This window comes from Subdoligranulum sp. APC924/74, assembly GCF_003324125.1.
GTDB classification, from domain to species: domain Bacteria; phylum Bacillota; class Clostridia; order Oscillospirales; family Ruminococcaceae; genus Gemmiger; species Gemmiger qucibialis.
In genome coordinates this window covers 212,310-232,558 of the sequence record NZ_PSQF01000001.1, presented here as the reverse complement: position 1 = coordinate 232,558, position 20,249 = coordinate 212,310, and the positions used below count along the sequence as shown (strand labels likewise).

Annotated in this window: 20 protein-coding genes; 16 read left to right on the top strand and 4 right to left on the bottom strand. The window is 60.3% G+C overall.

Annotated elements, in window-relative coordinates; genetic code table 11:
• The 10 genes from C4885_RS01125 to C4885_RS01080 are packed head-to-tail and all read left to right on the top strand — an operon-like array spanning position 1 to position 8,811.
• Positions 1 to 1,359 (top strand): cobyrinate a,c-diamide synthase, encoded by a 1,359-nt coding sequence (locus tag C4885_RS01125; protein WP_113998644.1) that lies wholly within the window; start codon positions 1 to 3, stop codon positions 1,357 to 1,359.
• Positions 1,356 to 2,420 carry a nicotinate-nucleotide--dimethylbenzimidazole phosphoribosyltransferase gene (gene cobT, locus C4885_RS01120; protein ID WP_113998643.1) on the top strand — a complete coding sequence of 355 codons (1,065 nt, stop codon included), beginning with the start codon at positions 1,356 to 1,358 and terminating at the stop codon, positions 2,418 to 2,420. The genes C4885_RS01125 and cobT overlap by 4 nt, the downstream gene beginning before the upstream one ends.
• Complete coding sequence (locus C4885_RS01115) at positions 2,414 to 2,947, top strand: bifunctional adenosylcobinamide kinase/adenosylcobinamide-phosphate guanylyltransferase (RefSeq protein ID WP_113998642.1); 534 nt, start codon at positions 2,414 to 2,416, stop codon at positions 2,945 to 2,947. The genes cobT and C4885_RS01115 overlap by 7 nt, the downstream gene beginning before the upstream one ends.
• On the top strand, positions 2,944 to 3,696 hold the full coding sequence (locus C4885_RS01110) for an adenosylcobinamide-GDP ribazoletransferase (protein ID WP_113998641.1): 753 nt from the start codon (positions 2,944 to 2,946) through the stop codon (positions 3,694 to 3,696). The genes C4885_RS01115 and C4885_RS01110 overlap by 4 nt, the downstream gene beginning before the upstream one ends.
• Position 3,697: 1 nt before the next feature.
• The gene (locus C4885_RS01105) at positions 3,698 to 4,015 is read left to right on the top strand and encodes a bifunctional adenosylcobinamide kinase/adenosylcobinamide-phosphate guanylyltransferase (protein ID WP_113998640.1); all 318 of its coding nucleotides are present in this window, start codon (positions 3,698 to 3,700) and stop codon (positions 4,013 to 4,015) included.
• A complete protein-coding gene (locus C4885_RS01100; protein ID WP_113998639.1) occupies positions 4,009 to 4,608 on the top strand; it encodes a histidine phosphatase family protein in 600 nt (199 codons plus the stop codon). Before C4885_RS01105 ends, C4885_RS01100 begins: the two co-directional genes overlap by 7 nt.
• On the top strand, positions 4,605 to 5,564 hold the full coding sequence (cbiB, locus tag C4885_RS01095) for an adenosylcobinamide-phosphate synthase CbiB (protein ID WP_113998668.1): 960 nt from the start codon (positions 4,605 to 4,607) through the stop codon (positions 5,562 to 5,564). The genes C4885_RS01100 and cbiB overlap by 4 nt, the downstream gene beginning before the upstream one ends.
• A gap of 21 nt (positions 5,565 to 5,585) precedes the next feature.
• The gene (gene cobD, locus C4885_RS01090; protein WP_113998638.1) at positions 5,586 to 6,638 is read left to right on the top strand and encodes a threonine-phosphate decarboxylase CobD; all 1,053 of its coding nucleotides are present in this window, start codon (positions 5,586 to 5,588) and stop codon (positions 6,636 to 6,638) included.
• On the top strand, positions 6,635 to 8,143 hold the full coding sequence (locus tag C4885_RS01085) for a cobyric acid synthase (RefSeq protein ID WP_113998637.1): 1,509 nt from the start codon (positions 6,635 to 6,637) through the stop codon (positions 8,141 to 8,143). Before cobD ends, C4885_RS01085 begins: the two co-directional genes overlap by 4 nt.
• Positions 8,140 to 8,811 (top strand): precorrin-8X methylmutase, encoded by a 672-nt coding sequence (locus tag C4885_RS01080; protein WP_113998636.1) that lies wholly within the window; start codon positions 8,140 to 8,142, stop codon positions 8,809 to 8,811. The genes C4885_RS01085 and C4885_RS01080 overlap by 4 nt, the downstream gene beginning before the upstream one ends.
• A 293-nt stretch (positions 8,812 to 9,104) precedes the next feature.
• On the opposite strand, the gene C4885_RS01075 is transcribed toward C4885_RS01080, so the two are convergent.
• Genes C4885_RS01075 through C4885_RS01065 form a run of 3 tightly spaced genes read right to left on the bottom strand, consistent with a single transcriptional unit; the run spans position 9,105 to position 12,627 of the window.
• Positions 9,105 to 11,387, bottom strand: a complete 2,283-nt coding sequence (locus C4885_RS01075) for a xanthine dehydrogenase family protein molybdopterin-binding subunit (protein WP_113998635.1) — start codon at positions 11,385 to 11,387, stop codon at positions 9,105 to 9,107.
• Positions 11,384 to 11,854 (bottom strand): (2Fe-2S)-binding protein, encoded by a 471-nt coding sequence (locus C4885_RS01070; protein WP_113998634.1) that lies wholly within the window; start codon positions 11,852 to 11,854, stop codon positions 11,384 to 11,386. Before C4885_RS01070 ends, C4885_RS01075 begins: the two co-directional genes overlap by 4 nt.
• Positions 11,854 to 12,627, bottom strand: a complete 774-nt coding sequence (locus C4885_RS01065; protein WP_113998633.1) for a xanthine dehydrogenase family protein subunit M — start codon at positions 12,625 to 12,627, stop codon at positions 11,854 to 11,856. Before C4885_RS01065 ends, C4885_RS01070 begins: the two co-directional genes overlap by 1 nt.
• A 133-nt stretch (positions 12,628 to 12,760) precedes the next feature.
• On the opposite strand from C4885_RS01065, the gene C4885_RS01060 reads away from it, so the two are divergent.
• The 5 genes from C4885_RS01060 to C4885_RS01040 are packed head-to-tail and all read left to right on the top strand — an operon-like array spanning position 12,761 to position 17,010.
• Complete coding sequence (locus C4885_RS01060; RefSeq protein WP_113998632.1) at positions 12,761 to 13,852, top strand: ABC transporter substrate-binding protein; 1,092 nt, start codon at positions 12,761 to 12,763, stop codon at positions 13,850 to 13,852.
• Positions 13,845 to 14,831 carry an iron ABC transporter permease gene (locus C4885_RS01055; protein WP_242979431.1) on the top strand — a complete coding sequence of 329 codons (987 nt, stop codon included), beginning with the start codon at positions 13,845 to 13,847 and terminating at the stop codon, positions 14,829 to 14,831. Before C4885_RS01060 ends, C4885_RS01055 begins: the two co-directional genes overlap by 8 nt.
• A complete protein-coding gene (locus C4885_RS01050; RefSeq protein WP_113998630.1) occupies positions 14,831 to 15,613 on the top strand; it encodes an ABC transporter ATP-binding protein in 783 nt (260 codons plus the stop codon). Before C4885_RS01055 ends, C4885_RS01050 begins: the two co-directional genes overlap by 1 nt.
• Before the next feature lie 10 nt (positions 15,614 to 15,623).
• Complete coding sequence (locus C4885_RS01045) at positions 15,624 to 15,965, top strand: winged helix-turn-helix domain-containing protein (protein WP_113998629.1); 342 nt, start codon at positions 15,624 to 15,626, stop codon at positions 15,963 to 15,965.
• A complete protein-coding gene (locus C4885_RS01040; RefSeq protein WP_158538760.1) occupies positions 15,907 to 17,010 on the top strand; it encodes an NTP transferase domain-containing protein in 1,104 nt (367 codons plus the stop codon). The genes C4885_RS01045 and C4885_RS01040 overlap by 59 nt, the downstream gene beginning before the upstream one ends.
• Positions 17,011 to 17,063: 53 nt before the next feature.
• On the opposite strand, the gene C4885_RS01035 is transcribed toward C4885_RS01040, so the two are convergent.
• Entirely contained in the window at positions 17,064 to 17,636 is a 573-nt protein-coding gene (locus C4885_RS01035; protein ID WP_113998627.1) for a cysteine hydrolase family protein, read from the bottom strand.
• Positions 17,637 to 19,320: 1,684 nt separating this feature from the next.
• Here C4885_RS01035 and C4885_RS01025 point away from each other — a divergent pair.
• Positions 19,321 to 20,241 carry an ABC transporter permease gene (locus C4885_RS01025; RefSeq protein ID WP_113998625.1) on the top strand — a complete coding sequence of 307 codons (921 nt, stop codon included), beginning with the start codon at positions 19,321 to 19,323 and terminating at the stop codon, positions 20,239 to 20,241.
• Positions 20,242 to 20,249: the final 8 nt, after the last annotated feature.

The window sequence follows — 20,249 nt, the reverse complement described above, 5'->3', positions numbered from 1 at the left end:
ATGCTGCAGCTGCTTTTGGCCGCGCCCAGTTCCGGCAGCGGAAAAACCACCGCCGCCTGCGCCCTGCTTTCCGCCCTGAAAGCCCGCGGGCTGGAGCCCTGCGCGTTCAAGTGCGGGCCGGATTACATTGACCCCATGTTTCACCGCGCCGTGCTGGGGGTGCCCAGCCACAATCTGGACCTGTTTTTCTCCACCCCGCAGACCGTGCGACGGCTGTACACCAGCGGCGCGGCGGGCCATGGCAGCGCGGTGTGTGAGGGTGCCATGGGCTATTATGACGGCCTTGGCGGCGTGAGCGCTGCCGCCAGCGCCTGGCACACCGCCGATGTGCTGGACTTGCCGGTGCTGCTGGTGGTGCGCCCCAAGGGGGCCAGTTTAACGCTGGCCGCCCAGCTGCAAGGCTTAAAAGCGTTCCGCACGCCGCACCACATTGCGGGCGTTCTGCTGAACGACTGCACCGAGATGCTGTACAAGCTGCTGGCCCCCATGCTGGAACGGGAAACCGGTCTGCCGGTGGTGGGCTTTCTGCCCCCCATGCCGGATGCCGCCATCGAAAGCCGCCACCTGGGGCTGAAAACCGCGGGCGAAATTGCTGATTTGCAGCAAAAAATTCAGATTTTGACCGCCGCCGCGCAAAAAAATATCGACTGGCCGCGGCTGCTGGCCCTGTTTGACCGCCCGGCCCCAATGGCCCCTGCGGTTCAGGCCACAGCCCCCACCGTGCGCATTGCCGTGGCACAGGATGAAGCGTTCTGCTTTACCTATGCCGAAACGCTGGAAAGCCTGCAGGCCGCAGGCGCAGAGCTTTGCTATTTCAGCCCGCTGCGGGATGCCGCGCTGCCGCAACATATCGGCGGGCTGTACCTGCCGGGCGGCTACCCGGAGCTGTACGCCGCCCAGCTGGCGGCCAACACCGCCATGCGCTGTGCCATAAACACCGCCGTGCAGTGCGGCCTGCCCACCGTGGCGGAATGCGGCGGCTTTTTGTATCTGGGCCAAACGCTGGAAGATGACGCCGGAACCGCCCACCCCATGGCGGGTGTGCTGCCGGGGCAGGGGTTCCGCGTGGGGCGGCTGGTGCGCTTTGGCTATGCCGCGCTCACCCCGCAGGCGGACAGCATGCTCTTCCGCGCAGGGGAGCCGGCGCCCGTGCATGAGTTCCACCATTGGGATTCCACCTGCAACGGCACCGCTTTTGCCGCCCAAAAAGCCAATGGCCGCCATTGGGACTGCGGCTTTGCCAACGGGCATCTGTATGCGGGGTTCCCGCATCTATACTGGGCGGGCACCCCGCTGCCGCAGCGCTTCGTAACGGCTGCGGCGCAGTATGCCCAAACAAAAACAGGGAGAACGGTATGACGGAACCTGAACTGAACACACGGCTGCAAACCATCACCCCGCCCGATGAAGCTGCCCGCGCCGCGGCGCACGCCCACTGGGCCGCGCTGGCCAAACCGCTGGGCGGGCTGGGCAGCCTGGAAACCATGCTGGAGGACGCCGCCGCCCTGACCGGCACCCCGGAGCTGGATTTTGCCCGCCGCGCCGTGCTGGTGCTGTGCGCCGATAATGGCGTGGTGGCCCAGGGCGTGAGCCAAACCGACGCCAGCGTGACCCGCGCGGTGCTGCAAAACCTTGCCGCGCGGCGCACCAGCGTGTGCCAGATGGCAGCTGCCGCCCATTGCAGCGTTGTGCCGGTGGATATGGGCATTGCCGGTGCCCCGGTGCCCGGCGTGCAGGACTGCCGCATTGCCCCCGGCACCAAAGATTTTACCTGCGGCCCGGCCATGACCCGCGCCCAGGCCGTGCAGGCCATCGGCTGCGGCATTGCGCTGGTGCGCGGACAAAAGCAGCAGGGAGTTCAACTGTTAGCAACGGGGGAGATGGGCATTGGCAACACCACAACCTCCAGCGCCGTGGCAAGCGTGCTGCTGGGTGCCCCCGTGCAGAGCATGACCGGACGCGGGGCCGGGCTTTCGGATGCAGGGCTTGCCCGCAAGATTGATGCGATCCGGCGCGGCATTGCCCGCAACCAGCCTAATCCCGCTGACCCGCTGGATGTGCTGGCCAAGCTGGGCGGGTTTGATATTGCCGGGCTGTGCGGCGTGTTTTTGGGCGGCGCGCTGGAGGGTGTGCCCGTTCTGATGGATGGTTTTATCAGCAGCGTGGCGGCGCTGTGCGCGGTGCGGCTCTGCCCCGCAGCAGCCAAGGCAGTGTTTGCCAGCCATGTTTCGGCGGAGCCTGCCGCCCATATGGTGCTGGATGCTTTGGGCAAAGCGCCGCTCATCACCGCCAACCTGCATCTGGGCGAGGGCACCGGCGCGGTGGCTTCCATTCCACTGTGGGATATGGCTTTGGCCGTCTACCGCGGCTGCTATTCCTTTGCGGAGGGCGGCATTGCGCCGTATACCCCACAATGCTGACGCTGGTTATCGGCGGCGCAGCCAGCGGCAAAAGCGCCTATGCGGAGCATCTTGCCGTGCAGAGCGGCGGCCCGCGCTATTACCTTGCCACCATGCAGGTGTGGGACGCCGAGTGCGCCGCGCGGGTGGCCAAACACCGCGCCATGCGGGCGCAAAAACAGTTTGCTACCGTGGAATGTCCCCAAAACCTGCACTTGGTCCGCCTGCCGCAGCAGGGCACCGCCCTGCTGGAAGATTTGGGCAACCTGGCCGCCAATGAGCTGTACCGCCCCGACGGCAGCTGCCTGCCGCCCAAGCAGGCGGCGGAAAAAATGCTGGCGGGGATCGAGGCAATCGCCGCACAGTGCCGGCATCTCATCATCGTCAGCAACGAGGTATTCAGCGGCGGGGCGGACCATGCCGGGGAGACAGACCTTTATCTGCAGGCCCTTGCCATGGTCAACAATGCCGTTGCCGCCAAAGCCGACGCCGTCTGCCGCGTGGTGTGCGGCCTGCCGGTGTACTACAAAGGAGGGGAACGCCCATGACAGTTTTGCAGACGATCGCCGTGGCATTTGCCATGTTCTCGGCTGTGCCGGTGCCGCAGTTTGACTGGAACGAGAAAAACATGCGGTATTCGCTCTGTGCCTTCCCGCTGGTGGGGGTGCTGTGCGGCGTGCTGTGGTGCGTGTGCGCCAGCCTGCCGCTGCCCGCCATGGTGCGCGCGGCGGGCTTTTGCCTGATCCCTGTCTGGGCCACGGGCGGCATCCATCTGGATGGTTACGCCGACACCTGTGACGCCCTTTGCAGCTATGGCGATACCCAGAAAAAGCTCGATATCCTCAAGGACCCGCACTGCGGCGCGTTCGCCGTGATCCGGCTGTGCAGCTACTTTGTGGCCTACTTTGCGCTGTGCTGCTGCGTGCAGTTTACCCCGCAGGTGGGGGCTGTCTGGCTGCTGGCGCTGGTGCTGGAGCGTGCCTGCTCCGGTTACGCAGTGGCGGCCTTTCCTCTGGCCAAAAATACCGGCCTTGCGCACACATTTGCCACGGCGGCGGACCGCACCACGGTGCGCCGGGTGCTGGGATGCCTTAGCATTGTGCTGGCAGTGGCACTTTTTGCCCTGGGCGGCGGCGTGCTGGTGCTTGTGGCGGGGGTTGCCCTGTGGCGCTACCACCGTGTGGCGGTCAAGCAGTTTGGCGGTATTACCGGGGATCTGGCCGGGTGGTTTTTGCAAAAAGCGGAACTGTATATGCTGGCGGCCCTTGTGTTTTGCCAGTGGAAGGGGTTTTTGTAACATGCTGTTTATTACCGGCCCGCTGTACAGCGGCAAGCGTACCTTTGCCAAACCCTTTGGCGGGCGGCAGATTTACGAGGTGCAGACCCTTGCCGCCAATGCCGAAAGCCTGCCCGCCCTTGCGGACGAGCTTGCCCAATATGACGTAGTAACCGCCACCGAGGTTGGCGGCGGTGTGGTGCCCATTGACCCCGCCCAGCGCGCCGCGCGGGAAGCCGCCGGCCGCCTTGCCTGCCTGCTGGCTGAGCGGGCCGACTGTGTGGTGCAGATGTTCTGCGGCCTGCCCACCGTGCTGAAAGGGGAGCTGCCGCCATGCTGATCTACCTGCTGCGCCACGGCTTAACGCAGGAAAACCTGGAAAAGCGTTACCAGGGCAGGCGGGATGTACCGCTGTGCCCGCAGGGCCTTGCCCAGCTGTGCCGGGCGGATTTTGCCCCCAAAACGGTCATGATTACTTCCTTGCAGCGCACCCGGCAGACGGCGGAAGTGCTTTTCCCCGATGCGGAACTGGTTGTGGCGGATGGGCTGAAAGAAATGGACTTTGGCGTGTTTGAGGGCCGCAATTACCGGGAGATGGAGCACGACCCCCAGTACCGCGCCTGGGTGGAAACCGGCTGCGAAGGCCGCTGCCCGGGCGGGGAAAGCAAGGCGGAATTCTGCCAGCGTGTCTGCACAGCATTTGCCGCGCTGGTGGATGCCGCTTTGGCGGCGGGGGAACCGCAGCTGGTGATCGTTGCCCACGGCGGCACCCAGATGGCGGCGCTGGAACGGTTCGCCGTGCCCCATAAAAACTATTATTCCTGGTGTGCCCCCGCGGCGGGCGGCTTTGTGCTGGATGCCGCCGATTGGGTACACCAGAAAACCCTGCGCGTGGTCAAAACCGTGCAGTATACAAAGGAGTTACCATGCTGATTTGCTGGGCCGTTTTGGGTGGCTTTGTGCTGGATGCCATTTTTGGCGACCCGGCTTGGCTGCCGCACCCCGTTGTGCTGATGGGCAAAGCCATCACCGCGCTGGAAAAACGCCTGCGCGCACAATTTCCCCAAACGCCGCAGGGGGAGCTTTGCGGCGGGGCGGTGCTGGCCGCCATTTTGCCGGTGGGCACGTTCCTCATCACAGCGCTGGTGTGCAGGCTGGCGGCGGCGCTGCACCCGCTGGCGGGGCTTGCCGTGCAGATGTTCTGGTGTGCCCAGGCATTGGCCGCTAAGGGTCTTGCGCAGGAAAGCCGCAATGTGTACAAAGAGCTGCAAAAGCAGGACCTGCCCGCCGCCCGCAAAGCCGTGGCCCGCATTGTGGGGCGCGATACCCAAAACCTGACGGCGGAGGGCGTGACCAAAGCCGCTGTGGAAACCGTGGCCGAAAACGCCAGCGATGGCGTGATTGCCCCGCTATTGTACATGCTGCTGGGCGGCGCGCCGCTGGCGCTGACCTATAAGGCCATCAACACGATGGACAGCATGCTGGGCTACAAAAACCAGAAATACCTGTATTTTGGCCGTGCCGCCGCCAGGTTGGACGACGTGGCCAACTATCTGCCCAGCCGCCTGGCCGGGCTGCTGTGGGTGGCCGCTGCCGCCCTGACCGGCAGCAGTGCCCGCGGCGCATGGAAGATCTGGCGGCGGGACCGCCGCAACCATGCCAGCCCCAACAGCGCCCAGACCGAAAGCGCCTGCGCCGGTGCCCTGGGCGTGCAGCTGGCAGGCCCCGCCTACTATTTTGGCGAGTATTATGATAAACCCACCATTGGGGATGCACTGCGCCCCGTGGAACCAAAGGACATTCTGCGGGCCGACCGCATGATGTATGCCGAAAGCCTGCTGGCTTTGGTGTTGGGCATTGCCCTGCGCCTGCTGGTGCTGGCGATGTAACAACGAAAAGGGGAGAACGGAATGGAACTGGTACATGGCGGTGATTGGGCGGGCTACCGCGCCCGCTTTGGGCATGATGCGCTGGATTTTTCGGCCAATGTCAGCCCGCTGGGCCTGCCCCAGGGCGTGGCGGATGCCATCGCTGCGGCTCTGCCCACTGCGGACCGCTATCCGGACCCCCTTTGCCGGGAGCTGCGCACGGCACTCAGCCGGGCGGAACAGCTGCCGGAACCGTGGATTTTGTGCGGCAACGGGGCTGCGGATCTGATCTACCGGCTGGTGTGGGCGCTCAAGCCTCGCCGCGCCCTGCTGCCCGCCCCCACCTTTGCCGAGTATGCCGCCGCACTGGAAAGCGTTGGCTGCGAAGTAAAGCGGAAAACCCTGCATGAGGCCGATGATTTTGCCGTAACGGAAGCCTTTGTGCAGGCAGTGAACCAGAGCATTGACCTGGTGTTTTTGTGCCAGCCCAACAACCCCACCGGGCAAATTACCCCGCCGGAGCTGGTGCAGCGCCTGGTGCGCCGCTGTGCGGACTGCGGGGCCGTGCTGGTGGTGGATGAGTGCTTCCTGGACTTTTTGCAGCAGCGGGATGCCCTGACGGCCAAACCGCTTTTGCAAACCGCGCCCAACTTTGTTATTCTGAAAGCGTTCACCAAATTGTACGCCATGGCCGGGGTGCGGCTGGGGTATGCCTTGTGCGCCAACACGGCGCTGCTGGCCAAAATGCAGGCCGCAGGCCAGCCGTGGGGGGTATCCAGCCTGGCGCAGGCTGCGGGCGCTGCCGCTTTGCGGGAAACCGCCTATGCCGATGCCGTCCGCGCCCTGATTGCCGACCAGCGCCCCAAACTGGCGGCAGGACTGCGGGCACTGGGGCTGCAGGTGATCGAGGGTAGCGCCAACTACCTGTTGTTCCGCGCGCCGGAAACGCTGGGTGCGGCCTTGCAGCAGCGGGGCGTCTGCCTGCGCAGCTGCGGCAATTACCCGGGGCTGAGCGCCGGCTGGTACCGCACCGCCGTGCGCACCGCGCCGGAAAACGAACAGCTGCTGCAGACCATGCGGGAGGTACTAAAATGAGCAAAGCAACATGTATTATGGTGCAGGGCACCATGAGCGGCGCGGGCAAAAGCCTGCTGTGCGCGGCGCTCTGCCGCATTTTTGCTCAGGATGGCTGGCGGGTGGCCCCGTTCAAAAGCCAGAACATGGCGCTGAACAGCTTTGTGACCCGTGACGGGCTGGAAATGGGCCGCGCCCAGGTGGTGCAGGCCCAGGCAGCCGGGGTGGAACCGGATGTGCGGATGAACCCCATTCTGCTCAAGCCCAGCAGCGATATTGGCAGCCAGGTGATCGTCAACGGGGAAGTGCGCGGCCAGATGCCGGCGGCGGAGTATTTCCGCCGTAAAAAACAGCTCATCCCCGATATTCTGGCGGCTTACAACAGCCTGGCGGAAGATTTTGATATTATCGTCATCGAGGGCGCGGGCAGCCCGGCAGAGATCAACCTGAAAGCCGATGACATCGTGAACATGGGGCTGGCCAAGCTGGTGGATGCTCCTGTGCTGCTGGTGGGTGATATTGACCGCGGCGGCGTGTTTGCCCAGCTGTTTGGCACGGTGGAACTGCTGGAGCCGGACGAACGGGCGCGCATCAAAGGGCTTATCATCAACAAGTTCCGCGGCGATGTGGGGATTCTGCGCCCCGGCCTTGCCATGCTGGAAGAGAAAACCCATCTGCCGGTGTTTGGCGTTGTGCCGTACTTAAAGGTGGATATTGAGGACGAGGATTCGCTTTCCGACCGGCTGCAGGTCAAAAATGCCGTCAAGCCGCTGGATGCTGCCATTGTGCGGCTGCCGCATATTTCCAACTTTACGGACTTTATGCCGCTGGAGCAGCACCCGCTGCTTGGCGTGCGCTATGTGCAGACCACCCGCGAGCTTGGCACGCCGGACTGCGTGATCCTGCCCGGTACAAAAAATACCGTGGACGACCTGCTGTGGCTGCGCCAGTGCGGGCTGGAAGCAGCCATCAGCAAGCTGGCCCGGCGCGGCACGCCGGTGCTGGGGGTGTGCGGCGGCTACCAGATGCTGGGCCAGACCCTGGCCGACCCTGAAGGCACCGAAAGCGGCCGCCCGCAGACCCTGCGCGGCTTTGGCCTGCTGCCCACCCAAACCACCTTTACCGCCGAAAAGCGCCGCACCCAAAGCCAGGCGACCGTGACGGCGGAGCCCTTTGCCGGGGCGCACCTGACCGGGTACGAGATTCACACCGGGCGCACCACTGTGCAGGGCGCGCCGTTCTGCACCCTGGCGGACGGCACCCCCGAAGGCTGCGTGCAGGGCCAGGTGTTTGGCACCTACCTGCACGGCCTGTTTGACAGCGGCGAGCTGACCGAGCAGTTTGCCGCCTATCTTTGCCGCCGCAAGGGCATCGACCCTGCCGCGGCAGCACCGATCTCCATGCAGGAATACCGTACCCAGCAGCTGGATCTGTTGGCCGATGGGGTACGCCATAACCTGGATCTGGCCGCCGTGTATGCGGCTATGGGCCTTGCACAGCCCGCCGAAAGGGGAAATGACCAATGATGCCGCAGCACCACCTGCCTGCCGATATTGAACGCACCAGCATGAAAATTATTGCCGGGGAGCTGGCCCAGCGCGGGCTGGACATCCCGCCGGAAAACGCCCCTGTAGTCAAGCGGGTCATCCACACCACCGCGGATTTTGACTATGCGCAGACCCTGCACTTTACCCCCGGCGCGGTAGCCGCCGGTATTGCTGCTATGCACGCCGGGGCAACGATCATCACCGATACCAACATGGCCCTGGCAGGCATCACCAAGCCGGGCCTGGCCAAGCTGGGCGGGCAGGCGCTCTGCTTTATGGCGGACCCCGCTGTGGCTGCAGCGGCCAAACAGGCGGGCACCACCCGCGCCGTGGCCGCCATGCACAAGGCTGCGGCCGAATACCCCGGCGCCGTGCTGGCCGTGGGCAACGCCCCCACCGCCCTGCTGACGATTGCCGAGAAAATTGAAAACGGCCTGCGCCCGGCGCTGGTTATCGGTGTGCCGGTGGGCTTTGTGAACGTGGTGGAAAGCAAGGAGCGCCTGTTTGCCGTGTGCGAAAGCCACGGCGTGCCCGCCATTGTTGCCATGGGCCGCAAGGGCGGCAGCAACGTGGCGGCGGCCATCTGCAACGCGCTGATCTATTCCGCCGCCGAAATGCTGGACCCCACCGCCCGCGGATGGAAATAAGCAGGAGAATATCGCCACAGCCCGGTACCGCACTTTTTGGCGCAAAGCGGATACCGGGCTATTGTTATCTCACGGCGGCATTATAATGGCAGTATCAACGATACAATCAAAATAAATGGGAACGCTCTTCTTACCGCGTGAAAAAGGGCACCAAAAGCAACAGCCACAGCGGGCTTGCCCGTTGTGGCTGTTGTATTGCTTCTGCGTTTTGATTATGATAGGGAAAAAATGAAGCAAACCGTATGCTTATAAAGCAAACGCCATTGCATCTCCTGGCGCAAGCCCCCCGTCACTCACTTTTCCACCGCCATTGCGATCTGCTCGCGGGTGATGGGCAGCTCATAAAAGCGTTTGTGGGTGGCGTGGTAGATGGCATCGGCCACGGCGGGCAGCGGGGTGTTGATGACGACCTCACCGATGGACTTTGCGCCAAACGGGCCGGAGCCCTCGTAGCTGCTTTCAAAACTTACATCAATATGTCCAATATCAGTGCGGCAGGGGATCTTGTACTGCATCAGGGAGCTTTCGCGCGGCATGCCGCGGTCATTGTAGGTCACATTCTCGGTCAGCGCCATGCCGATGCCCTGCAAAATGCCGCCCTCGGCCTGCACACGGGCCAGGTTCGGGTTTACAGGGGTGCCGCAGTCAACCGCGGCCACATAGTTCACCACCTGGGCTTCGCCGGTTTCCAGGTCAACTTCCACTTCGGCGGCGCCAACCATAAACGGCGGGGGCGAAATCTCCGAGCTGTGGGTCACGGTGGCTTCCAGCGCCACCGTGTTGCCGCACTGGGATGCCGTTGCAATGCTGGCCAGCGGCACGCGCTGGGTGCCATCCTCGCTCGTCACGGCATCGCCGGTAAACAGCACGGCGGCTTTGTCCAACCCCAGCAGCTGTGCCCCCAGGGTGCAGATCTTATCTTTCAGTTCCAGCGCACACTTTTCCACGGCCTTGCCGGTCACATAGGTTGTGCTGGACGCATAGGAACCGGAATCATAGGGGGAAGAATCGGTATCTGCGCCCAAAACCGCAATGTTTTCCAGCGGGCATTCCAGCACTTCGGCAGCAATCTGCGCCAGGATCGTATCGCAGCCGGTGCCCATATCCGCTGCGCCGATGGAGAGGGTATAGAACCCGTCATCGTTGATTTTCAGCGTGGCACTGCCCACGTCCACATGGTCGATGCCGGAGCCCTGCATGGCCATGCCCATGCCAACAGCACGCACCTTGCCATTGCCGATCTCGCGCACGGGGTACTTATGGTCCCAATCCATCCTGTCATGCACGGTTTTCAGGCAGCGGTCCAGCGCACAGCTGGTGTTGACCTGGCCATAGTAGGCGGGCATAACATCGCCCTCATGGACAATGTTGCGCTGCCGGAGCTCGAACGGGTCCATCCCCAATTTGTCGGCCAGCTCATTCACAGCGGATTCCACCGCAAACAGACCCTGGGTTGCGCCGTACCCGCGGTACGCACCCGATGACATGTGGTTGGTGTAAACAACATCGCTGACAAAGCGGAACGCTTCGGCCTTGCCGTACAGCGGGATGGACTTGTGGCCCGAAAGCCCCACCGTTGTGGGGCCGTGCTCACCGTAAGCGCCGGTGTTGGAAAGGGTGTGCAGGTCAATGCCCTTGATGATGCCGTCCTTTGTTGCGCCCAGCCGCACGTGCATCTCCATCTCATGGCGCGGGGTTGAAGCCGTCTGGCTTTCAAAGCGGGTATAGATGATCTTGCTGGGCTTCTTCGTTTTCCAGGTAACAAAGGCAGGGTAAACCTCGCACACTGACGTCTGTTTTGCGCCGAACCCGCCGCCGATGCGCGGCTTGGCAACGCGGATCATGGATTTGGGGATGTGCAGGGCGTTTGCCAAAATGCGGCGGCAATGGAACACGATCTGCGTTGAGCTGAGCACATTCAGCCGCCCGTAAGCATCAATGCTGCAATACGTGCGGAAGGTTTCCATCATGGCCTGCTGGCAGGCGCGGGTGTGGTAGGTGTGGTCAATGACCACATCGCACCCAGCCAACACCGCCTCAATATCACCCTCGCCGGATTCATCGTGGGCGCAGAGGTTGCGGTTCTTGTCAGCTCCGATGCCGGGAACAAGGGCTTCCCAGTTATCCTCCGGGTGCACAAGAGTAGGGTTATCGAGCGCTGTGTGGAAATCCAGCACCGCGGGCAGAACTTCATATTCCACCTGAATCAGCTTCATCGCCTTATCGACGCATTTTTCGTCTTTGCCCGCAAGGATCGCAACAACATCCCCGGCAAAGCGGACATGGCGGTCGATCACAAGGCGGTCGTAAGGGCTCATTTCGGGGTAGGTCTGGCCCGCCTGGGTGTAGCGGCGGGCGTTCTGGTCCACATCTTTCCAGGTGTAAATCACCTCCATGCCGGGCACAAGCATGGCGCGGGAGGTATCAATATTTTTGACGATCGCATTGGCGTGGGGGGAGCGCAGCAGCTTGACGATGAGACAGTCTTGCGGGATAACATCATCCATGTACACAGGCTGGCCGGTTACAAGCTGCATGGCGTCCTTCTTGCGCACAGGCTGGTTCACAGTTTTCATTGGGCAGCCTCCTTTGATTTTTTCCACGCCAAAAAGTTCTGGATCCCGCGCAGCTGGCCTTCGTACCCGGAGCAGCGGCAAAGGTTGCCCGCAAGGTATTCCTTGATCTCTTCCTCATTGGGGTCGGGTTTTTCGCGGAAAAGGGCCAGCGCATTCATGATAAAGCCGGGGTTGCAGAAGCCGCACTGCTCGGCCCCCTGGTCAGCGATGAACGCGCCGAACTCAGCGGCTTCCTCCTGCAGGCCCTCCAGCGTGGTAACGCTGCGGCCATCCACCCGCGCCGCCAGTACAGAGCAGGAAAGCACCGGCTTTTCGTCCAAAAACACGGTGCACAGCCCGCAGTTGGCGGTTTCGCACCCGCGCTTGACGCTTTTGCAGCCTAAAGAGCGCACCAGATCAATCAGCAGGGTATCGGGGGCGATCTCAGCAGCTGTTTTTTTATGGTTCAACGTAAAATGAATTTGCATCAGAGCACCTCCAGGTTCCCCAGTGCCTGTACGGCACGCTTGACAAGCACCCCCACCAGATGGGTGCGGTAGGCGGCACTGCCGCGCAGGTTGCTGCCGGTGGGCACCGCAGCCTGTACGGCGGCGGGCAGCTCATCCGGGGCGGCCGTGGGGCAGACAAGCATGGCTTTCATGGGGCGTGCACCGATGGCAAAGCGGTAGGCTCCATCCGCCGTGCGTGCAGCAGCGCAGGTCAAAATCGGGAAGTCCGTCTGGGTGGCCCGCACAGACTGGTAATGCACTGCAAGCCCCGGCGTCTTTTTTATGTAAACATGGGTCAAAATATCACGGTCATAGGGCAGGGCGGCAAACTGTGCAATAGGCATCCGGCCTGCTTTGTACAGCTCCACATCGCAGTCCAGCGCCAGCAGCAGCGTTAATACGTCTGAAAAGCCAAACCGCCCGTACACGCTGCCGCCCACGGTGGCGCAGTTGCGGAACTGCACCCCCACAATATGGCGCACGGCCTCCCGCATGGCGCCGTTGGTGGCCGCGTTCAGCGCGGCGTGGGTTTCCAGGCTGCGCAGCGTTGCCATGGCGCCAATGGCAAATTCGGTATCGGTTTCTTCAATGGTATCCAACCCCAGCGCAGATAGGTCAATGGCTGTGCCAACGCTGATTTTTTCCATTTTCAGCCACAGCATCCCTCCCAGCACCCGGTTCGGGCGCTTCTGGTTTAGCTGCCATGCTTCTTCCAGTGTGGCGGGGCGGGCATATTCTCGAATCGTTATCATAGAATGCTCTCCGTTTTTGGGTAAAATCATACTTTTGTGTAGTACCACTTTCATTTTACCACAAATTCTGCTATAATTCCGTTGTTGTTTGAAAAACACAACGGAATATTGGTTTTAGAAGGAAGTAAGAAACATGAAAATGACCAAAATGACCGCCCTGCTGCTGGCCGCCGCTATGGCACTGACAGCCTGCGGCAGCACCGCTGCTGCCAGCAGTACCGCAGCCAGCGAGGCTGCTTCCGTAGAGGCTGCCGCAGCCCCGGAAGCCACTGCTGCACCGGAAGAACCTGCCGCCGAAACGGCGGTTACCTACCCGCTGACCGTTACCGATCAGCTGGGCCGCGAAGTTACCATTGAGGAAGAACCCAAAACCCTTGCCAGCGGCTACTACATTTCCACCAGCCTGCTGATTGCGCTGGGCGTGCAGAACGAGCTGGTTGGCGTGGAAGCCAAAGCCGACAAACGCAACCTCTACAGCCTGTCCGCCCCGGAGATCCAGTCCCTGCCCAGCATTGGCACCGCCAAAGAGTTTGACCTGGAAGGCTGCGCTGCGCTGGCCCCGGATCTTGTCATCGTGCCCGCCAAGCTCAAGGATTCCATCCCCCAGATGGAGGAAATGGGCCTGACCGTGCTGGCTGTTAAGCCGGAAAACCAGGCCGGCCTGTTCGGCGCGATCGAGCTGCTGGCACAGGCAACCAACACCACCGCCCGCGGCGAGGAGCTGGAAATGGCCATTGACAGCAACCTGGCCGCCCTGGCCGAAGCCGTTGCCGGCACCGATGCCCCCAGCGTTTACCTGGCAGGCAACAGCTCCGTGTTGGAAACCGCAGGCCCCGCCATGTATCAGAACACGATGATCGAAAACGCCAACGGCACAAACGCCGCCGCCAGCGTGGAAGATACCTACTGGGCCGAAGTTTCCTATGAGCAGATCCTGGATTGGAACCCCGATTACATCATTCTGGCATCCGATGCTGAATATGACGTTGATTCTGTTCTGAACGATGCCGCCCTGGCGGACTGCACCGCCGTCAAGGAGAGCCATGTTTACCAGCTGCCCCACGCTGTTGAGGCTGTGGATTCCCCCGTGCCGGCCAGCTTCCTTGGAAGTGTTTATCTTGCCAGCGTGCTGCACCCGGAGCAGGTGACCGAGGAGTATTACCACGCCGCTGCCGATGAATTCTATGGTAGCTTCTATGGCTTTACCCCCGAATCTTATGAATAATAACCGCAAACGCACGGCGCTGTGCCTTCTGGGCGCAACGCTCTGCGTTTTTATGGCCTTTGGTGCGGCACTTTATTTCGGCCGTTATCCCATAACCCTGCAGGCACTGCTGGCGGGGGACGCTATGGCAGTGCGCACCTTTACGGTACTGCGCCTGCCCCGTGCCGTGATGGCGCTGGCGGGCGGGTTCGGTCTTGGCGTGGCGGGCTTTGTGTACCAGACTGTTTTCCGCAATCCACTGGCAAGCCCGGATATCATTGGGGTATCGTCGGGGGCCAGCGTTGGCGCGGCATTTGCCATCTTGTTTGTCTCTTCGGGCACGCTGGGCACCACGGTATGCGCCTTTGCGGGCGGGCTGGCAGCGGTATTTCTCTCGCTTGGCTTGGCGGCCGCCGCGCCGGGGCGCAGCAAGATGAACCTGGTGCTGGCGGGCATTGCCGTACATGCGCTGGCGCAAACTCTTTTGATGCTGCTAAAGCTGACCGCTGACCCGGAAAAAGAGCTAGCCAGCATTGAATATTGGATCATGGGCAGCCTGGCGGGGGTAACGCAAAGCCGGGTGTGGTTCCCCGTTCCAATGGTTATTTCCTGCTGCGCCGTAATTTTTGCTTTGCACCGTCAGGCGATGCTTTTATCCGTGGAAGAGGATGAAGCGCGGCTGCTGGGGGTTCCGGTGGGGCGGATGCGTTTTCTGCTGCTGACATTGGCAACGCTGGTGGTGGCCGCGGTTGTCAGCGTGACTGGGCTGATCAGCTTTGTCGGGCTGCTGGCCCCCCACTGTGCGCGGCTGCTGGCGGGGCACAACCGCCGCTCCACCAGCCTGCTCAGCGGGCTGGTGGGCAGCACGCTGCTGCTGGCGTCGGATACCATTGCCAAAACGGTGGCGGCAACCGAACTGCCGGTCAGTATCTTCACCTCGCTGCTGGGTGTTCCGTTTTTGCTCTACCTTATTATAAAGCCGGGGAGGGAGACGCGGTAATGTTCACTGTGGAGAATCTGGCCGTCCGTCTTGGCGATAAGAACATCCTGCAAAATGTTCATTTTACGATAGATACCCCCGGCCAGCTGGTGGGAATATTGGGGGCGAACGGCAGCGGAAAAACCACCCTGCTGCGCGCAGTGGCCGGGCTTTTGCCCCATACGGGGTGCTGCCTGATGGATGGTGTGCCGCTGGAAAGCCTTTCTACCAGGTGTCTGGCACAAACGGTCAGTTACATCCCGCAGCAAAGCGGAATTTCGGTGTCCATGTCTGCACGGGAAGTTGTGCTGATGGGCTGCAACCCCCGCCTTGGCGTGCTGCAAAGCCCCACCGCTGCCATGTGTGCGGCAGCGGAAGAAGCCCTGCGCACGGTAGGCCTGGCGGATAAAGCCGAGCAGGACTACCTGACGCTGAGCGGCGGCGAACGCCAGCTCTGTATTCTGGCACGTACCTTTGTGGAGGATGCGCCTTTGCTGCTACTGGATGAACCGGACAGCGCCCTGGACCTTGCCAACCGCAGCCATATGGCGGCGCTGCTGGCAGAATTTGTGCATGCAAGCGGTAAAACAGCGCTGATCTGCCTGCATGACCCCATGCTGATGCTGGACTGGTGCGATACGCTGATCGTGCTGCAAAACGGGCAGGTCGGAGCCATGCTGTACCCCAGAACTGACCCGGTTGAAGCGCTGCAATCCGCGCTGGCAGCAGTATACGGCCCGCTGGAACTGGTGCCCGTGACCGACCGCACAGGCCGGGTGCGGCTGGCGCTGCTGCCGTTGTGAGGAAAGAAAAATGAAACCGAAGATTCATGTGATGCTCTGCGATGATATCGGCGAGCGCTTTTTTGGCGAAGGCCCCTGCCGCCTGCTGCACCGGATTGAAGAGACCGGCTCACTGCGGGCGGCGGCACAGGCCATGGGGCTTTCTTACTCCAAAGCGCTGCGCATGGTCAAGCGAGCGGAAAAAGAATTGGGCTTTGCGCTGACCCGCAAAACCATTGGCGGGCGCGGCGGCGGGGGCAGCACCCTGACGGATGAAGCCCGCAATTTTATGGAAAGGTATGAGGCTTACCGTGATGCCTGTGTACAGACTGACCGCGAGCTCTATTATAAGTTCTTTCCGGGTGAGCGGTAAGCGCCACCTGCTGTTGACCGGCGGGCGCGGTACGGGAAAAACCACCCTGCTGCGTGCGCTGGTGCCATTGCTTTGCCCCGGGGCACAGGAAATTACCACAGCAGCGTACCCTGCGGACCGTGTGGAAATTCGAGAAAATGTGGGCGGAAAAATAGCGGTGATTGGCCGCTTTGACCCGGCACTGCCCCCAGGCGAAAACCGGATGCGCCCCGTGGCGGATGGCTTTTTGCTGCTGGGTGTACCCGCCCTGCACCGCATGGCGGCAGGGGAGAGCGAATGGGCGGTGCTGGATGAACTCGGTTACCTGGAAAATAGCTGCCTCGAATTCCGGCAGGCAGTGGAAGCGCTGCTGGATGCAAAGCGCGTTCTCGCTATTGTGCGTAAGCAGGATACTCCATTTTTAACCGCACTGTGCGCCCGGCAGGATGCCTTTGTGGTGGATTTGGACGATCCCACGCCCGCTCTCGGCTGTGTGGTTATGGCGTCCGGGCTGGGGCGGCGGTTCGGCGGAAACAAGCTGATGGCGGATTTTTGCGGTGCACCGCTGATCGCCAATGCGCTGGCTCTAGCCGCCCTGCCGCTGCTGGCCTGCCACATTGTCGTGACCCGCTCGGAAGAGGTTGAGGCGCTCTGTAACGCGCAGGGCGTCCCCGTTCTGCGCCACGCGCAGCCCTACCGCAGCGATACGGTCCGGCTGGGGCTGGCGGCATTGCTGGGAAAAGAGCCCGCTTTGCGCGGCTGCCTGTTTCTGCCGGGGGACCAGCCGCTGCTCACGCAGCAAAGTGTGGAAGCACTGGCGCTGGCAGCGGCCCCCGATGCCATTGTGCGGCTGTGCGCTGCCGATGGCACCCCCGGCAGCCCAGTGCTGTTCGGCGCGGATTATTTTTCGGAGCTGCTTCACCTGCCGGATGGCCGCGGCGGCAATGCCGTTGCGCGGGCCCACCCCGGTTCCGTCCGCCTTGTGTCCGCCCGGAACGATGCCGAACTGAGGGATGTGGATACGCGGGAGGACCTGAACCAGCTGCGTCAGCTGACAAACAGATAAAAATACCGTGCAGTTCAAAAAAAGCTGCACGGTATTTTTTATTTCATCACCTATTATATGATTGTAAACTGGCAGGCCCGCATGGCATCCAGCGCGGTCTGGTGGCTCTGGGGCGTTACCCCGGCGCAGCAGTCCGACAAAACTTCGATCTCTGTTTCCGGGAAAGCTGCACGCAGTACCATGGCGTTGCTAATCACGCAGATATCGGTGCAGTAGCCATAAATAACAATTTTTTCAATATCTTCAACAGCCTTGTTGTGTGCCATCAGTTCATCCAGAATCTCACTGGGCAGCATATAACTGCCGAACGTGGGTTTGTCCACAATGTGGCACACTTCCGGCTCGGTGTCCGCCATGACGTTTTCCAGTTCGGGCGCAAAATTCCAGCCATCCTCACCCTCAATGCAGTGTTCGATCGGCAGGCTGCGGCCCTCCCGCGTGGTCAGGTAGTTGTCCTGGTGGGTATCACGGGTAAAGAACATCCAGTGCCCGGCCTGCGCGTGTGCCCGCGCGGTCTCTGCCAGGTGCGCCACATTGGCCTGCGCCTGTGTGTTGGCCAGTGCCCCGGTAATAAAATCTTTCTGCACATCAATCACAAGATCAAGGGTGATTTTTTCGTCATTCATAGCATTTGCTCCCTGTCCACAGTATTTTCTCCAAGGTGTCTTTACATCTTAGTATACAGCATTTCTTTGCCGCCGTAAAGATTTTCGTTCTTGTTAAAAATGATCCAGCAGACTTCCGAGCGTATTGTACAGTATCAAAATGAGATGAAAATCTTGATACTGTACGGTGTTATTGGTTCGATGGCGACAGTGGATTCGGCGCTTTTTAGTAGTAGTGCAATTCGTGTGATAAAGATGATAGTTCTGTCTCTCCTCCATATTTCGCTAAACCGGGCTTTAGCGAAATTACGTGCAATGAAATCGTTCTATCACACTATAAATGAATATGCCATCCATTCTGCACCGGGGAAACGGTAATTTTTCTGCAATATGCAGCCCCCCTGCGGTATAGGGAAAGCAGAACGCCCCGCAAATCTGTACTGCCGCAGCACAGGCCTGCTGTTTTCTATCTGATACGGAAATACCAAAACTCCCCCCGAACAGGTGCGGGAATCGGGGATGCAGAGCAAAAATGTTTTTGAATAGAGGACATATCGGGAAAGATTCTGCACCTTTTGACTTTGCAGCGCCTGCCGCCATCCTGACTTCCTGTGCCATGGATAGCCGATTTTTACGCTTTTATCATCGGAGGAGTCTTTACCGTTAAACTGTATATATATTCAAACTTTTGCGTTATATATACAGTTTTGGCGGGCTTGCATACGCCGTTTCCACTCCCTATACTTTGTGTATTTCATTCAAGGACAGATATTTTGTTCTGTTGTTCCTCACCTCTACTATTTTGCTGCATTTCCATTGCCTTTTTGCGTTTTGGTCTGTGGTTCGGCCATCTCGCTGTGGCCGTTATGCTTTTTCGCGCCGTGTTTCACTTGATGCGTTGGGCATCCCTTTGGGCTTATGTATGTTCTCCGTCCGCCTCCATTCGTCTCACTTTTCCTTTTTCCGCACATAAACAGTCCACCACATCCCCTTGTACGCTGCTTGTTCCCCTGCCATTCCGCAGTGATCCCACGATTTTGCGCCGGAAGCGCTTTCCCACGTTCCAGCGGCAGAGCATTGCTCTTTGTTTCAACCATCACAGCGATTCACTAGAGTGTTAAGGCAATACCGCATAATTCTAAGTGCCGATACGGCGAGCGAGGTGCGGCAGCTGCCAAGCCAAAAGCGCAGATAATACTGGATGTCTTATCGAGCATTTTGGCAACGCAGATGCCGTGCCGCAGCTGCCGGAGCGGTGCTTAAGCCGCAAGGCGGGAATTGTGCGGTGTTGCCTTAAGCCGTTAAACCACCCATACAAAGCCCGCCCCGCTGTAATTTCCAACTTTCCGGGTCGGCAATACTGCATTCATTCCCATATTTTTTCTTTTTTTGTTCTCGCCACAAGGACACATTTGCTTTGCTTATCGCTTTTTCCCTCATAATCCATGGTCTTATTCTACACATTTTCTCAGCGGCGCCGTTTGTTTTGTATGCAAATCGGATATTTTTATAAAGGTAAAAAAATATGAATAAAAATTGATGACAACCGCAAGCTGCCGCTATATAATAAGATAATTACAAGGCGGCTGGATTGTCAGTCTGTACCGCCGCCAGGAACAACGCATGTGCACACTATGGCCACAGAGCAGCCGTCGGGGCGCCATTCCCTGTGCGGCGGCCGTGCACACGAAAGAGGGAAAATGTAATGGTTAAATTTATCCTGAAGCGCATCGGAACCATGATCATTGCCATGTTCATGATCATTCTGATCACCTTCACCCTGATGCACTCTATTCCCGGTGGCCCGTTCACCAACACCAAGGGCGTGCCGGAAGAGGTTACCCAGGCCATGGAAGCCAAGTACGGGCTGGACCAGCCCATGCCGGTGCAGTTTGTCAAATATCTGGGCAACCTGCTGCATGGCGATTTCGGCCCTTCCTATAAATATACCGGCAAAACCGTCAACGATTTTATTGCCACCGGTGCGCCGGTATCCGCCAAGCTGGGCCTTGTCACCCTGGTGTTTGTGCTGCTTACCTCCATCCCCATGGGCATACTGGCCGCGCTGAAAAACGGCAAATGGCAGGATATGCTGCTGATGGCCATTGCCACCATCGGCGTTACCATTCCGTCTTTCGTGATCGCCTCCATGCTGATCTATGTATTCTCCTTTAAGCTGAACGTACTGCCTACCTTCGGCCTGGACAGCTGGAAGAGCTACATCCTGCCTGTCATCGCCATGGGCGGCTATTCCGTCAGCTACCTGGCCCGCCTGATGCGCTCCAGCCTACTGGAAGTTATGGGCCAGGATTACATCCGCACCGCCCGCGCCAAGGGCCTGACCGAGTTCGCCGTTGTTACCAAGCATGCCCTGCGCAATGCGCTGATCCCCGTCATCACGGTGCTTGGCCCCACGGTGGCTGGCCTTTTGACCGGCAGCTTTGTTGTTGAAAAGATCTTCGCCATTCCCGGCATTGGCTATTACTTTGTAAACAGCGTGACCCAGCGCGACTACACCACCATCATGGGCGTTACCATTTTCTTTGCTGCGTTCCTGATGGCAATGGTGTTTTTGGTCGATATCTTCTACTGCCTGATCGACCCCAGAATCAAGTTTGACGCGTAATGTTGAGG